Origin of the sequence: Microbacterium sp. 22215 (genome assembly GCF_052045655.1) — a bacterium.
GTDB lineage: Bacteria > Actinomycetota > Actinomycetes > Actinomycetales > Microbacteriaceae > Microbacterium > Microbacterium phyllosphaerae.
This window is the reverse complement of sequence record NZ_JBQEPC010000005.1, coordinates 143,701-157,359: the sequence shown is the minus strand read 5'-3', so window position 1 is coordinate 157,359 and position 13,659 is coordinate 143,701. Positions and strand designations below refer to the sequence as shown.

The following is a 13,659-nucleotide window of genomic DNA, read 5'->3' as shown; positions in this document are numbered from 1 at the left end:
CCGCCCGCTGACAGCTGCGAGCGGCCACCGATCCTCAGAGGGCGGTGTAGCCGCCGTCGACGAGGTGGTAGCTGCCGGTGATGAAGCTGGCGGCGTCGCTGGCGAGGAAGGCGATGAGGTTCGCGACCTCGTCGGCCTGGCCGAGGCGGCCGATCGGGTGCTTGCTGACGAGGAACTCCTTGGCTTCGTCACCCATGGTGGCGAGCAGCGGGGTGTCGATGAAGCCGGGGCCGACGGAGTTCACGCGCACGCCCTGTGCGGAGTACTCGAGGGCGGCCGACTTGGTCATGCCGACGACCGCGTGCTTGGCGGCGACGTATGCGGGGGAGCCGGCGAAGCCGACGCTGCCGAGGATCGATGCGATGTTGACGACAGAGCCGCCGCCGTTCGCGAGGATCGAGGGGATCTGCGCCTTCATGTTGCGGAAGACGGCGTTGAGGTTGATCGAGATGACCTTGTCCCAGGCCTCGTCGTCGTACTCGGCGGTGGGGGCGGATGCTCCGCCGATGCCGGCGTTGTTCACACCGATGCGCAGGGGGGCGAGCGTGTTCGCGAGTTCGATCGAGCTGGCGATCCAGGCGGTGTCGGTCGCATCTCCGACGGATGCCTCGGCGGTGCCGCCGGCGGCGCGGATCTCGTCGACGACCGCGTTCGCGTTGTCCGCGTTGAGGTCGTTGACGACGACGGATGCGCCGTTCTGGGCGAGCAGCAGAGCGGTCGAGCGTCCGATTCCGCTGCCTGCTCCCGTCACGATCGCCGAGCGGTTCGAGACGTCGTACTGAGCCACGAGTGGCTCCTCTCCCGGACGGTCGCGGTGCCGGGAGATCTTCTCGGACGGTCCGTCCTTCTCTCCAGCCTACGCCTGCGAGAGTGAGGTGGATGCGTGTGAATGGAATTTCTCGGTCAGCCCGCGGAGCGTATCGAGGCCCGCTCGATGACCGGCATCGGGATCAGCACCGCGCCGAGCGGGCGCTCGCCGAGCAGCATCTCGACGGCCGTGCGACCCATGACGTCGTAGGGGAGCCGTGCAGTCGTCAGGCCCGGTCGCTGGAAGCTCGCGAGCTCCTCATCGTCGAACGATGCGACCGAGATATCGTCGGGAACCCGCAGCCCGCGCTCCGCGATCGCCTGGTATGTGCCGAATGCCACGCCGTCGTTGCCGGCCAGGATCGCCGTGAGGTCGGGGTGCGCGTCGAGCATCTGCAGCGTCCGCGTGTATCCGATGTCGGGGTTCCACTCGGGGACGTCGATGATGAGCGGGTCGACGCCTGCCTCGGCGAATGCGGCGCGAATGCCGTCGAACCGCGGCCCGATGGTGACCGAGTGCAACGGCGACGAGACCGCGCGGGGGTTGTTGCCGATCACTCCGACACGACGATGTCCGGCTTCCGTGAGCAGGCGCGCCATCGCATGGCCAGCGGTGCGTTCGTCGGGGAGCACGGAGGGGTGCCCCGTCGTCGAGGTGCCGTTGACGATCACGACGGGAACGTCGGCGGGTGTCTCAGGTACCTCGATCATGCGGGCTCCGAGGAGTCCGATCAGGATGCCGTCGACTCGGCGATCGATCATCGCCTGGATCTCGTCCGAGATCGTCGCGTCGTCACCCTCCGTCTCGGCGATGAGGACGGTGTGGCCGTGCTCCTTCGCGGCGGAGAGCAGGCCGCGGATCATCTCGGATGCGTAGCGGGTCACCGTGATCTGGTCGGAGATGAACCCGAGGGTCTTCGTCTTGCCGAGCCGCAGGCTCTGTGCAGCCGGGTTCGGGCGGTAGCCGAGCTCCTCGGCGGCGGCGCGGACCCGGCGCGCGGCATCGGCCGAGAGGCGTGAACCGGGCCGGTCGTTCAGGATCATGCTGACGGCGGTCTTCGACATTCCCGAGAGCGCGGCGACATCGGCGAGCGTCGGCCTGCGATCGACGTTCTTCGGCACCGGCTTCCTCCTGTCGTGACATCTCCAGCTTAGGCAGTGCACGAGATGCCCCGAAACCGCCTGAGTTGAATTGATTTAGCAAAATGCTTGCAGCCCCCAATCCGCGATGCTAATCTCGGCGTGCTGAATCAATTCAGCACCTCCGCGCGGAGACTGCATCCCGCCTGCGGAGTCACTCACTCAGGAGAGAACATCGTGGTTGATCTCACTCGCAGGGCTCTGCTCGGGGCGATCGGACTGGGCATCGTCGGCACTGTCGTCTCGTGGCCGAGACTCACCGGATCCGACATCCCCGGCCGCGGCACAGACACTCTGACCGTCGCCCTCTTCGGCACTGCCCAGGACGCCGTGGCGCGTCAGGCGCTGGTCGACGGCTTCCAGCGCAAGCACCCCGGCATCGAGGTGCGCATCGTCGCCATCCAGGGTCAGGACTGGAGCGAGTACTTCGCGAAGATCCTCACGATGATCGCCGCGGGCACGCCGCCCGACGTCGTCACGGTCGCGACCGAGGGGGCGCAGCTCTTCGCATCGCGCCTCGCGCATCCTCTCGACGATTTCGTGCGCAGAGACGCGGCGGAGATGCAGGAGTACTTCGACGACGTGAATCCGACGCTCATCGAGGCGTTCATGTACCAGGGCAGCCTGTTCCAGATGCCCGACAACTTCAACGCGGCGAACGTCTTCTACAGCACCCAGGCCATGGAGCGCGCAGGGCTCGAACGCCCCGCCGACAACTGGACGCTCGAGGAGTTCCTCGGCACCGCCCGTGCGATGAAGAAGAGCGCGTCGGGTCAGTTCCTGCCCTACTTCTGGAACAACCGGCTGTGGGGCGGGGTCGTCCCCTGGCTGTACGTGAACAACACGAGCTTTCTCCGAGAGGAGAAGTCCGGAGGCGGTGACTGGTTCTGGGACCGCTTCTACCCGGGCCAGCCTGCCCGCAGCGGAGGCTATGTGTGGAAGCAGGCCGACGCGCTCAACGAGCATGCCGTCGAGAGCTTCTCGGTTCTCGAACGCATGGTCTCGGAGGGTCTTGCGGCGAACCCTGCACAGGGAGGCGGAAACGAGCTGGTCTCGCTGTTCTCCACCGGCGCGGTCGGAATGACTCCCGCGGGCGGATTCTGGGTGCGCGGCCTCGAAGAGGCGGGCGTCGCGAACGACGCCTATGACGTCACCTACTTCCCGCGGATGTCGGGGCAGCGGCACCAGTTCGGCGCGGGCGGGTACGCGATCATGGAGACCTCTACGCGCAAGGACGAGGCGTGGGAATGGCTCAAGTACTGCGTCTCGGTCGAGGGCATGAAGATCGCCCACCCGAAGCCGGACTCATCACTTCCTCGCCGCTCGCTCAACGCCGAACTGTACGGAGCCGGAGTCGGCCCCGCGCACTGGGAAGTCTTCTACGACACCCTCGACAAGTTCCCCGACACCGGCCCGATGCCGGCGCCTCCCCAGCAGGCCGCCGTCGAGTCGGCGCTGCTCAAGAACGTGGTGTCGACCATCACCAACGGCCCTTCCGGTGTGCGCCGGGGCCTGGAGACGATGCAGCGAGATCTCGAGATCGCGCTGGGAGGACGATGATGTCGGAGAGCACTCGAACCCTCACGGTCCCGCCGGGAGCACGCGCCGAGACCGGCACCGTCGCCCGCTCGGGCCGGTCCGTCATCTGGGTCTTCCTGGCCCCCACGGTGATCGGCCTCGGGCTGTTCAACCTCGTCCCGATCGTCGGATCGTTCGTCCTGGCGTTCTTCCGCTGGGACATCATCTCGGACCCCGTGTTCGTCGGGCTCGACAACTTCGTCGACCTCGCGACCAATCCCACGGTGCGCGTGTCATTCCTGAACACCATCGGCTTCGTCATCGTGGCGGTCATCCTGCAGCTCACGGTCGCGCTGGTGCTCGCCATCCTCGTCCAATCGAAGATGCCGACGTGGCTGCGCACCTTCTTCCGGTCGTCGCTGTTCTTCCCGCTGATCCTCTCGGCCGCATCCGTCTCGCTCATCATGGCGTACCTGTTCAACCAGGAGTTCGGGCTCGTGAACCAGACGCTCAACCTGATCGGCATCGCCGATGTCGGGTGGCTGACGACCGGGTTCGGGGCGAAGGTCGTGGTGCTGCTGGTCTACGTGTGGCAGAACTTCGGCTTCACGTTCCTGCTCTTCATCGGAGGGCTCGCGGCGATCCCGAGCGAGGTCTACGAGGCATCCTCTCTCGACGGCGCGGCCGGGTGGACGCAGTTCCGCATGATCACGCTGCCCCTCGTGAGCCCGACCCTGCTTGTCGCGTCGGTCATGGCCATCATCAACGCGCTGCAGATCTTCGATCAGCCGTGGGTGCTCACCCGCGGCGGTCCCGGTGATGAGACCCGAACCGCGGTGATGGTGATCTACGAGTCCGCCTTCCGGGAGCTCGACTTCGGGGGCGCCTCCGCCATCGGAATCGTGTTGACGCTTCTCATCATGCTCGTCACGGCCATCCAGTTCCGGCTGAGCCGCCGATTCGTCTTCTACGGGTGAGGTCATCATGACTACGACAATCATCACCAAGCGCTCGTGGGCCCACAGCCTCGGCACAGGCGGAAAGTTCGTCATCCTCGGGCTGGCGGCCTTCCTCACTCTCGGACCGGTCGTCTGGACCCTCGTCACGGCGCTCTCGCCCACCGACAGCGTCACTCAGGAGGTCACCGTCGGCTTCGGAGCGTTCGCCGATGTCTTCACCAAGATCCCGCTCTGGCTGTACGCCTGGAACAGCGCGCTCGTGGTGATGCTCGTCGCGGCGGGGCAGATGCTCTCGGCGGCGATGGCGGGCTACGTCTTCGCCAAGTTCGAGTTCCGCAGCAAGAAGATCCTCTTCGCTCTGATCCTCGCGACCATGATGGTGCCGCTGCAGGTCACGATCGTGCCCGTGTTCATGCTCGTGAGGGGCATGGGGCTCGCCGACACGCTCCTGGCGCTCATCGTGCCCGCCCTGCCCACCGCGTTCGGCACGTTCCTGATGCGGCAGTACTTCATGGGGATCCCGACGGAACTGGGCGAAGCCGCGCAGCTCGACGGCGCAGGGCCCTGGCGCACGTTCTTCGGCGTCTACCTGCCGCTGGCGACGCCGGCACTCGCGATCGTCGGCATCCTCGCCTTCAACTATCACTGGAACGAGTTCTTCCGGCCGCTCATCATGACGATCAGCGACCAGAACTTCACCCTGCCATTGGGACTCGTGACGCTGCAGGGCAACCTCGGCACCGGCAGCATCTCGACGGTGCTCGCCGGAGTGATCCTCTCGATGATCCCTGCGCTCCTGGTGTTCTTCTTCGGGCAGAAGCCGCTGCGCGAAGGACTCACAGCGGGCGTCGGCAAGTGACGCACGCCCCCATCAAGGAGAAAGACGACTGCCCGGTGACCCCCACTGACCTTCCCCCGGTCCGCACCACGAGCCCGCGCATGCACTTCGCCCCGCGGAACAACTGGATGAACGATCCGAACGGTCTCGTCTTCCATGACGGCCTGTACCACCTGTACTTCCAGTACAACCCGCAGGGCGTCGAACACGCCAACCTCAGCTGGGGTCATGCGACGAGCACCGATCTGCTGCGATGGACCGAGCATGACCCGGCGATCCTCTGCGATGACGATGCGCAGATCTATTCGGGCTCCGTCGTGGTCGATCACGGCAATACGTCCGGCTTCGGCACCGACCAGGATCCGGCGCTGGTGGCGCTCTACACGGCCGCGGCGCCGGGGCATCAGGCGCAGGCGCTCGCGTACAGCACCGACGGCGGGTACGTCTGGACGAAGTACTCGGGCAACCCCGTGCTCGACCGCGGCACGAGCGACTTCCGCGACCCGAAGGTGTTCCGCTACGACGACGGAGGAGACGGGTACTGGGTGATGGTCGCGGTCGAGGCCGAAGACCGCCAGGTGCTGTTCCACCGTTCCGACGACCTCAAGACCTGGACCCTCCTGTCGTCCTACGGCCCGGCGGGCCCGGTCGGCGGTGTGTGGGAGTGCCCCGACATGTTCCCGCTCGCGGTCGACGGCGATGACGACGACGTGCGCTGGGTGCTGCTGATCAGCCTCAACCCCGGGGGTATCGCGGGTGGTTCAGGAACGCATTACATCGTGGGCGATTTCGACGGCACGACGTTCCGCGCCTCCGTTCCCCACCCCACTCCGACGCGTGCGCTGCTGAGAGACGGGAGTCAGTCGCGCGACGAGTTGGAACGCTACGGCTGGATCGACTTCGGACCCGACTGCTATGCCGGGGTCACGTTCGACGGCCTCTCGCGCAACGAGCGGACGCTCATCGCCTGGATGGACAACTGGAAGTATGCCGGTCGCATCCCGACCGACGATTCCGATGAACACCGCAGCGCGATGACTCTTCCCCGACGCCTCTCGCTCGTACGCGATCGGGACGGTGACGTGCGACTGCGGCAGCATCCGGTGATTGATCTCGAGGCGCCGGAGACATCGGACCTGGGCTCGCTCACCGAGGGTGCCGCGCTCGTCGCGGACGCGTCGGATGCCGTGCGGATCCGGGTCTCGGCGCTGTTCGGGGAGGCGCAGAGCGTCGAGCTGCGCATCGGATCAGAGGCGGAAGGCGGCGCGGTCGTGATCCGGCAGGACCATGCCGGTTCCCGCATCGAGCTCGACCGTCCGGATGCGGGGATGCCGGACGGATTCCGGAGTTCGACCTCCGCTCCTCTCGCCCGGGGCGACGAGATCGAGTGGGAGATCTGGATCGATGCACTCAACGAGCAGGTGTCATCACTCGAGCTCTTCGCCGAAAACGGGGAGAGGGTGCTCACCGCACTGATCCCCGCGTCGTCGTGCACCTTCGCGCTCGCCGCGGTCGGCGGCCGGCTCCTCCAGGCACGAGCGGACGTCGTGGAGATGCGGTGGTGACCGCTCCGCGCTGTCTCGTGGTCGGCGAGGCTCTCGTCGACGTCGTCGACGGCATGGCGCACCCGGGCGGCTCGCCGCTGAACATCGCCGTCGGCCTCGCCAGACTCGGACTCTCGACGAGCCTTCTCACCCGGATCGGAGACGACGCGCACGGACGGCTGCTCGAAGAGCATCTGGTCCGAGAGGGAGTCGGGGTGCCGCTGGTGAGCATCCGACCAGCGACGAGGACTTCCCGTGCGATCGCCGTGATCGGAGCTGACGGCTCGGCCGCCTACGACTTCGACATCGAGTGGGAGCTGTCCGCGCGCGCCGCGATCGTCGAGGCTGCTGATGCCGAGATAGTTCACGTCGGGTCGATCGGTGCGGCACTCGAGCCGGGAGCCACGGCCGTGCGGGCGATGCTCGCCACTATCCCTCGGGGGATCCTGCGCACATACGACCCGAACATCCGGCCGGCGCTGCTCGGACCGCGAGACGCCGCCGTGTCGCGCATCGAGTCGATCATGGCCGCATCGCACATCGTGAAGCTGAGCGATGAGGATGCCGACTGGCTCTACCCCGGTCGCGCGATCGGTGAGGTGCTCGAGCATGTGCTCGACCTCGGAGCCAGGCTGGCCGTCGTCACGAGAGGAGGCGAGGGCTGCGTCACCGCGGTCGCCGGCGCGGGAGAACCGGTGACGAGGCGGGCGTCGCCTGCGACCGTGGTCGACACGATCGGAGCCGGCGACGCGTTCATGTCGGGTCTCCTCTATGGGATCGTGTCGTCCGGCCTCGTCCCGGCGCTCACGGCCGCGATCTTCGCTCCCGATGCCGATGCTTCGAGCATGCTGGATCAGGCGACGGGAACTGCGCTCGCCAGTGCGGCGATCGCGGTGTCTCGTGCCGGGGCGGCGCCTCCACGCGCCGAGGACCTGGCGCGCTGGCCGAAGTCAGCAGGAAGCGCACCCCGTCTCGACTCTGCGCCCGCATCGGAGCGCATTCGCGTCGGGTGATCGCGATCGCAGGCGACACGCGTCGCTCGACTCCGGGATACTCAGCGAAGTGCGGGGTGCCGTCACGGAGCAGGGGTGCGACAATCGATGCAATCCGGGATGCCGTCGGCGTCGAACAACTCTCGGACATCGAGCCCGTCGACGATGCGGATGCTCACGGAGTCGAGAGGATGCCATGGGACTCGCCACGACACTCAAGCGGATCGAACTCGAGACGCGACCGATACATCCCGAGACCAGACGTGCTCTCGCCATCCGCTGGTCCGAGTTGCCCGAGCACGCGAAGACACCGAATCAGCTGCTCGGTCGTTGTGCGGTGGGATGTGAGGGAACCCATGGTGTCTTCCCGAAGTGCAACCTCACGTGCTCGCCTTGCTACCACTCGGCGGACGCCAACAAGGTGCGCATCGACGGTGACCACACGATCGAGAACGTCGAGCGTCAGATGTCGTATCTGCGTCAGGTGCGGGGGCCGCGAGCGCACGCGCAGCTGATCGGCGGTGAGGTCAGTCTGCTCTCGGCGGAGGATCATGCCCAGGCGCTTCTCGCGATGCGCGCGGTCGGCCGCGAGCCGATGTCGATGACCCACGGCGACTTCGAGTACGACTATCTGCTCGATGTCGTGCTCGACCAGGATCGCAAGCCGAGGTTCGACAAGGTGTCCTTCGCCGCACACTTCGACTCGCTGATGCGAGGTCGCAAGGGTGCGGTCCGCCCACACAGTGAAGCCGAGCTCAATCCGTTCCGCGAGAAGTTCGCGCAGATGTTCATCGACCTCAAGCGCGATCACGGAGTCGACAGCTACCTCGCGCACAACATGACCGTGACGCCGTCCAATGTCGACGAGGTCGAGCAGGTCACCCGCGACGTGCTCGACATGCCGTTCGACATGATGTCCTTCCAGCCGGCCGCGTTCATCGGCGACGACCGGCGCTGGCGCGAGGACTTCGGCGAGGTCACCATCGACGCCGTGTGGGAGCGGATCGAGGCGGGCGCCGGCCACAAGTTGCCCTGGCAGGCGACCCAGTTCGGCGACCCGCGATGCAACCGCTCCACGGTCGGCGTGCGGGTCGGCGGCGGGTTCGCGGCGTTGCTCGACCCCGACGATCCGAAGGACATCGCGGCACGCGACCGGTTCCTCGATCACTTCGGTGGAATGATCTTCGGCGGCATCCCGAAGCCTGTGCTCGTCGTGAAGGTGGTCCGTGCCGTCGCCGGCCACCCGGGTGACATCCCTCCTCTCATCGGCCTCGCCCGACGCGTACTCCGCCGTGCGGGCGGACTGCGTCGCGTGCTGCGCGAAGCGCGTCGGGGCAAGGTGTCCTTCAAGACCTTCGTGGTGCACAACTTCATGGACGCCGAGCAGGTCGACCCGGCGTGGAAGCTCATGGAACAGGGCATCGTCGCCGATGATCCGCTGCTGAAGGAGACTCAGGAGCGCCTCGGTTCGTGCATGTACGCGATGGCGCATCCGGAGGACGGACGCCTGGTTCCGGCGTGCGTGCAGCACTCCGTGCTCGACCCGATCGAGAACGTCGAACTGCGGCGTCTGCTGCCGATCCCCTCCATCCGCGACGGTGTCGAACCCCAGGTCGTCTCACGGCCCTCGGGGCTCACGGGCGTCAGGGAGACCGGCGCAGCCCGCTCCGCCTCTCACTGATCCGTGCGGCTCGTGGTGGCAGATGTGCTGCCTCGGGTGGCCGGATCAGTCGGCGACGACGTGCACGGCGGTCGTCGGCAGCATCACACGTATCCGATCGCCGAGCTGGCACCGCTGCGTCGGCGGCGCCTCCGCGTGCAGCAGGGCGTCGCCGCAGCGGACGGTGATCTCCGAGCGCGCGCCGGTCACCCGGATCGACTCGACCACCCCTGCGATCGAACCGGTATCCGCGGGTCCGACGCCGCCGTCGAGGACCGCCACATCCTCCTGCCGGATCACGAGCGTCCCTGACCCTGTCGGTGTGTCCAGCGGCACCGGAACTGCTCCGAGCGCGCTGTGATGTCTGCCGTCCCGCACCTCGCCCGGAACCGCATTTCGACCGCCCATGATCTGCGATGCCCGCAGGTTCTGGGGGCGTCTGTACGCGTCGAGCACCGTGCCTTCGTGCAGGAGCACGCCGTGCTCGAGAAGGGCGATGCGATCCGAGGCTCGAGCCGCCTCGTCTCGGTCGTGGGTGACGAGCACGATCGTGGGCGAGACCGCCTGCCGCACGGAGTCGAGCAGGTCGTGCATGTCGCTGCGGAGAGCGGGGTCGAGTGCGCTGAACGGTTCGTCGAGCAGGAGCACCGACGGTTCGGCAGCGAGGGCCCTGGCGATCGCGACCCGCTGCTCCTGTCCGCCGGACAGCTCGCCGACCCGCCGATCCCCGAAGCCCTGCAGCTGCACCATCTCGAGGTACTCGCTGGCGCGAGAGCGCGCGGCCCGGCGGTTCATCCCGGAGACCCGGTCGGAGAACGCGACGTTGTCGAGGATCGTGAGGTGGGGGAACAGCAGCGAACGCTGGAAGACCATCCCCACTCCGCGGTGTTCTGCCACGACGTCCGCGACATCCGTTCCGCCGATGCGGACTGCTCCGGCATCCGGCGACTCCAGCCCCGCGATGACCCGCAGCAGGGTGCTCTTTCCCGAGCCGCTGGGGCCGAGAACCGCCGTGCATGTCCCTGCGGCCACGGTGAGCGAGAACCCGCGCAGCGCCGGGGTGGGCGAGCCGGGGAATCTCTTGTCGAGTCCGTCGAGGACGAGGTCGGCGCTCACGCGGATGCTCCTGAGGTCGTGGGGCGGGAAGACGAGGTGGAAGACGCGATGTTCGAGGCGGCGGATGACAGGCGGCGCCTTCCGGCGGTGGCTCGGCCGGATCCGCGCACCGCCAGCACGGCGATGAGCAGCAGCACCGGGGGGACGACCGCTCCGAGCGACATGACGGCGACGGCGGCATCGTTGCCGAGGCCGGCGGCGGCTCCTGCCACGATCAGCGGAAGGGTGACGAGTTCGCCTCCGCCGACGATGACCGTCACGATGTAGTCGCTCCAGGCGACGAGGAACGCGAGGAACGCGGCGCGAGCGAGCGCAGGAGAGATCATCGGCAGATGCACGCGTCTGAGCACCTGCGCGCGGGAGGCGCCGAGCAGTCGCGCCTCCTCTTCGTATGAGAGGTCGTAGGCTCCGTAGGCTGTGCGCATCACGAACGTCGTATAGGGCAGTGCAAGGACCACGAGCACCAGGACCACTCCGATGACGGGAGGGACGTACGCCCTCAAAAGCAGGACGTTGACGCCGAGGACCGCAGCGAACGGCGGAAGGGCGATGGGCGCCAGCAGCAGTGCCGAGATCGTGCGAGGGAAGGGGACGGTGCCGAAGGTCAGCGCCCGCGCGGCGAGGGCGCCCAGCGGTGTGGAGATCGCGGCGACGACCAGCCCGAGCAGCACCGACCGAGCGAATCCCGGAAGCAGCCCGAAGCCCAGCGCATCCTCGATGCCCTGGACTCCCCAGGCTGTGGGCAGCGGCGACGGGAACGACCAGCCGTCGGCGAACGCCCAGAGTGCGAGAGGAAGGAAGGGCAGGGTGAACCAGACGATCAGCAGTGCGGTGACGGCGAGACGGATGACGCGGCCGGGGCCGCGAGGGGTGGTGAGGGTGCTCGATCTCATCCGGTCACCGCCAGACAGCCGTGCGTCGCAGCGCAGCGAAGGTGAGTGCCACGACAGCGAGCGAGATCGCGCAGGTGACGAGCGCGACCGCGGCCGCTTCGGGACGAGACGCCAGCGAGACGCCCTGGAACAGCCGGACGGCCAGCACGGGCAGAGGCTCGGGATAGGTGCGGCCGAGCAGCCAGGTCACTTCGTACGATCCGAGCGCGTAGACGAAGCTGATCGCCGCGCAGATGACGATGGTCGGCGCGGTCAAGGGCAGCAGGACGTGACGGAAGCGGCGCCACCGACCCGCCCCGAGCAGCGCGGCCGTCTCGTCGTAGGTGGCGATGCGGGTCGCGAGGGTGCCGGTGACCACGAGCGCGACGAACGCCGACTCCTTCCAGGCGAACTCGGCGATGGCCGCACCCCACAGGGGGCCGCCGACCCACGGCCCCCACGCTTCGGGTGGGATGCCGAGCAGCCGCGGAAGCACTCCCGCGTCCGCGAGCAGGAGTCCGATGGTCGCGGCTCCGATGAGGTGAGGCACGGTCACGGTCGTCGCACCGAGGGCGGCGAGCAGTCGACTCCCTGCGCGTCCGGAGGCGATGACGACCGCGGCGCCGGTGCCGACGACGACCGCGATGACCGTCGACACCGCCGCGACGGCGAGCGACACCGCGGTCGCGGCCGCGAGGTCGTCGGGATGGGCGAGGAACGCGTCGATGCCGGGAGTCACGGGCCCGGCGACCGGCATCAGGCCGAGTGCCTGGAACACTGTCGCGCCGATCCCGCCGCCCACGACGAGCAGGGTCACGGCGGCCGCAGGGAGCACCAGCAACGCGCCGCTCAGGAGCTGACGAGCGCTCCCGCGGCGGCGCGCCACCGGCGCGAAGCTCATCGGCCGAGCACGCCGGTTCGCCAGCCCTCGTCGAGGGCGGGGACCCACTCTGCGGAGAGTTCTCCGTGCGCGTTCTCCGACAGCACCTCGTACCCGGGAACGACAGGCGATTCCGGGAGCGTGTCGAACAGGGCGCGGTCGGCATCCGAGAGGCCATCGATGTCGAGAACCGTGAACTGCCCCCACACATCGGGCTGCGCCTTCGCCACCTGCTGCTCGACCGAGAGCGCGACGTTCGCGACGACCATCGCGCCCGCGACCGAGTCGGAGTTCGCGGGCAGTCCGAGGAAGCTCGCGTTGCCCACGGTGCCGTCCTCGAGAGGCAGCACAGTGGTTCCCGGCGGGTAGGTGCCATCGGCCACGAGATCGGTGAGCGTCGCCGGCCCGTACGTCATCGTGATGTCGATCTGCCGGTCGGCGAAGAGCTGTCCGAGCTCGGCCTCGTTCGCCGGGTAGGTGTCGCCGCCACGCCACAGACTCGGGGCCAGATCGTCGAGCCGCTTGTAGAGGGCAGGGCTCAGTTCGTCGAATGCCTCGTCCGAGTACGCCGCGGGCACCTCGTCGGCGCCGCCCGAGACGCTCGCCAGCACCTCGCGAACGAACACCGAGCCGGTGAAGTCCGGCGGGGCCGGGTAGGTGAAGCGTCCGGGATGGGCTTCGGCCCAGTCGAGCACCCCGGCGAGAGTCGTCGGCGGGTCGGGGATCGCCTCGGCGTTGTAGGCGAGCGTGAACTGCGCTTTGTGCCACGGGGCCTCGCAACCGTCGACGGGCGTGCCGAAGTCCGACTGCAGCAGCGGGTCTTCGGGATCGGTGGCAGCCATCGACGGCAGCAGGTCGGTCCAGTCGCACAGCCAGGCATCGGCCTCCTTGCCGGTGCGGAAGTTGTCGCCGTTGACCCAGATGAGGTCGACAGTGCCGTCTTCGCGGCCGGCCTGGATCTCGGTGAACACCCTGTTCAGTGCATCTCCCGTATCGGTCACGGGCACGCGCTCGAGCGTCACTCCGTACTCCGCCACGGCCGGGGCGAGGATGTCGTCGACATAGGCGTTGCCCTGGTCGTCGCCGCCGTACATCCACAGCTGCACGGTCTGACCCTCGGCATCCTCGAGCACGGCATCCCAGTCGTCGTAGGTCGTCGACGCGCTGCTCTCGGGTGCCGCGCAGGCCGTGAGGGCGAGCAGCGGCACGGCGAGAGCGAGGGCTGCAGTTCTCCGAGGTGGTCGTGCGATGCTGCTCATCAGGGTTCCTCGCTTCGGAATCGGTGTATCGGCATATCGCGCCGGGCTAGGGTATAGGAGTCGGGGAGGATGCT

At 67.8% G+C, this 13,659-nt stretch carries 12 protein-coding genes; 6 read left to right on the top strand and 6 right to left on the bottom strand.

All coding sequences use genetic code 11. The features are described from left to right. Positions 1-34 precede the first annotated feature (34 nt). Positions 35-787 (bottom strand): SDR family NAD(P)-dependent oxidoreductase, encoded by a 753-nt coding sequence (locus ACTJKH_RS10395; RefSeq protein WP_440736834.1) that lies wholly within the window; start codon positions 785-787, stop codon positions 35-37. A 116-nt stretch (positions 788-903) separates the two neighbouring features. Beyond that, complete coding sequence (locus ACTJKH_RS10390; protein WP_210096709.1) at positions 904-1,929, bottom strand: LacI family DNA-binding transcriptional regulator; 1,026 nt, start codon at positions 1,927-1,929, stop codon at positions 904-906. A gap of 195 nt (positions 1,930-2,124) precedes the next feature. Between ACTJKH_RS10390 and ACTJKH_RS10385 the strand changes: the two genes are divergently transcribed. From ACTJKH_RS10385 to ACTJKH_RS10360, 6 genes are all read left to right on the top strand, one after another. Further along, positions 2,125-3,507 (top strand): extracellular solute-binding protein, encoded by a 1,383-nt coding sequence (locus tag ACTJKH_RS10385; RefSeq protein WP_440736833.1) that lies wholly within the window; start codon positions 2,125-2,127, stop codon positions 3,505-3,507. Next, positions 3,507-4,442, top strand: a complete 936-nt coding sequence (locus ACTJKH_RS10380) for a carbohydrate ABC transporter permease (protein ID WP_440736832.1) — start codon at positions 3,507-3,509, stop codon at positions 4,440-4,442. Before ACTJKH_RS10385 ends, ACTJKH_RS10380 begins: the two co-directional genes overlap by 1 nt. 7 nt (positions 4,443-4,449) lie before the next feature. Then, positions 4,450-5,283 carry a carbohydrate ABC transporter permease gene (locus ACTJKH_RS10375; RefSeq protein ID WP_055876214.1) on the top strand — a complete coding sequence of 278 codons (834 nt, stop codon included), beginning with the start codon at positions 4,450-4,452 and terminating at the stop codon, positions 5,281-5,283. 35 nt (positions 5,284-5,318) lie between these two features. Continuing rightward, entirely contained in the window at positions 5,319-6,827 is a 1,509-nt protein-coding gene (locus ACTJKH_RS10370; protein ID WP_440736831.1) for a GH32 C-terminal domain-containing protein, read from the top strand. After that, complete coding sequence (locus ACTJKH_RS10365) at positions 6,824-7,819, top strand: carbohydrate kinase family protein (RefSeq protein ID WP_440736830.1); 996 nt, start codon at positions 6,824-6,826, stop codon at positions 7,817-7,819. Before ACTJKH_RS10370 ends, ACTJKH_RS10365 begins: the two co-directional genes overlap by 4 nt. Positions 7,820-7,994: 175 nt before the next feature. Next, on the top strand, positions 7,995-9,479 hold the full coding sequence (locus tag ACTJKH_RS10360) for a hypothetical protein (protein ID WP_440736829.1): 1,485 nt from the start codon (positions 7,995-7,997) through the stop codon (positions 9,477-9,479). A gap of 45 nt (positions 9,480-9,524) precedes the next feature. Here the strand turns inward: ACTJKH_RS10360 and ACTJKH_RS10355 are convergent, their stop codons facing one another. Genes ACTJKH_RS10355 through ACTJKH_RS10340 form a run of 4 tightly spaced genes read right to left on the bottom strand, consistent with a single transcriptional unit; the run spans position 9,525 to position 13,585 of the window. Further along, the gene (locus ACTJKH_RS10355) at positions 9,525-10,574 is read right to left on the bottom strand and encodes an ABC transporter ATP-binding protein (protein WP_440736828.1); all 1,050 of its coding nucleotides are present in this window, start codon (positions 10,572-10,574) and stop codon (positions 9,525-9,527) included. Further along, on the bottom strand, positions 10,571-11,467 hold the full coding sequence (locus ACTJKH_RS10350) for an ABC transporter permease (protein ID WP_440736827.1): 897 nt from the start codon (positions 11,465-11,467) through the stop codon (positions 10,571-10,573). The genes ACTJKH_RS10355 and ACTJKH_RS10350 overlap by 4 nt, the downstream gene beginning before the upstream one ends. A 4-nt stretch (positions 11,468-11,471) precedes the next feature. After that, the gene (locus ACTJKH_RS10345; RefSeq protein WP_440736826.1) at positions 11,472-12,347 is read right to left on the bottom strand and encodes an ABC transporter permease; all 876 of its coding nucleotides are present in this window, start codon (positions 12,345-12,347) and stop codon (positions 11,472-11,474) included. Further along, positions 12,344-13,585: an ABC transporter substrate-binding protein gene (locus ACTJKH_RS10340; RefSeq protein WP_440736825.1), complete on the bottom strand. Its 1,242-nt coding sequence runs from the start codon at positions 13,583-13,585 to the stop codon at positions 12,344-12,346. Before ACTJKH_RS10340 ends, ACTJKH_RS10345 begins: the two co-directional genes overlap by 4 nt. Positions 13,586-13,659: the final 74 nt, after the last annotated feature.

What these genes read in the sequence shown, in the direction of transcription:
- ACTJKH_RS10380 (WP_440736832.1), top strand. Translation starts at nt 3,507, where the DNA reads ATGTCGGAGAGCACTCGAACCCTCACGGTCCCGCCGGGAGCACGCGCC.
- ACTJKH_RS10375 (WP_055876214.1), top strand. Translation starts at nt 4,450, where the DNA reads ATGACTACGACAATCATCACCAAGCGCTCGTGGGCCCACAGCCTCGGC.
- ACTJKH_RS10360 (WP_440736829.1), top strand. Translation starts at nt 7,995, where the DNA reads ATGGGACTCGCCACGACACTCAAGCGGATCGAACTCGAGACGCGACCG.
- ACTJKH_RS10350 (WP_440736827.1), bottom strand. Translation starts at nt 11,467, where the DNA reads ATGAGATCGAGCACCCTCACCACCCCTCGCGGCCCCGGCCGCGTCATC.
- ACTJKH_RS10345 (WP_440736826.1), bottom strand. Translation starts at nt 12,347, where the DNA reads ATGAGCTTCGCGCCGGTGGCGCGCCGCCGCGGGAGCGCTCGTCAGCTC.
- ACTJKH_RS10340 (WP_440736825.1), bottom strand. Translation starts at nt 13,585, where the DNA reads ATGAGCAGCATCGCACGACCACCTCGGAGAACTGCAGCCCTCGCTCTC.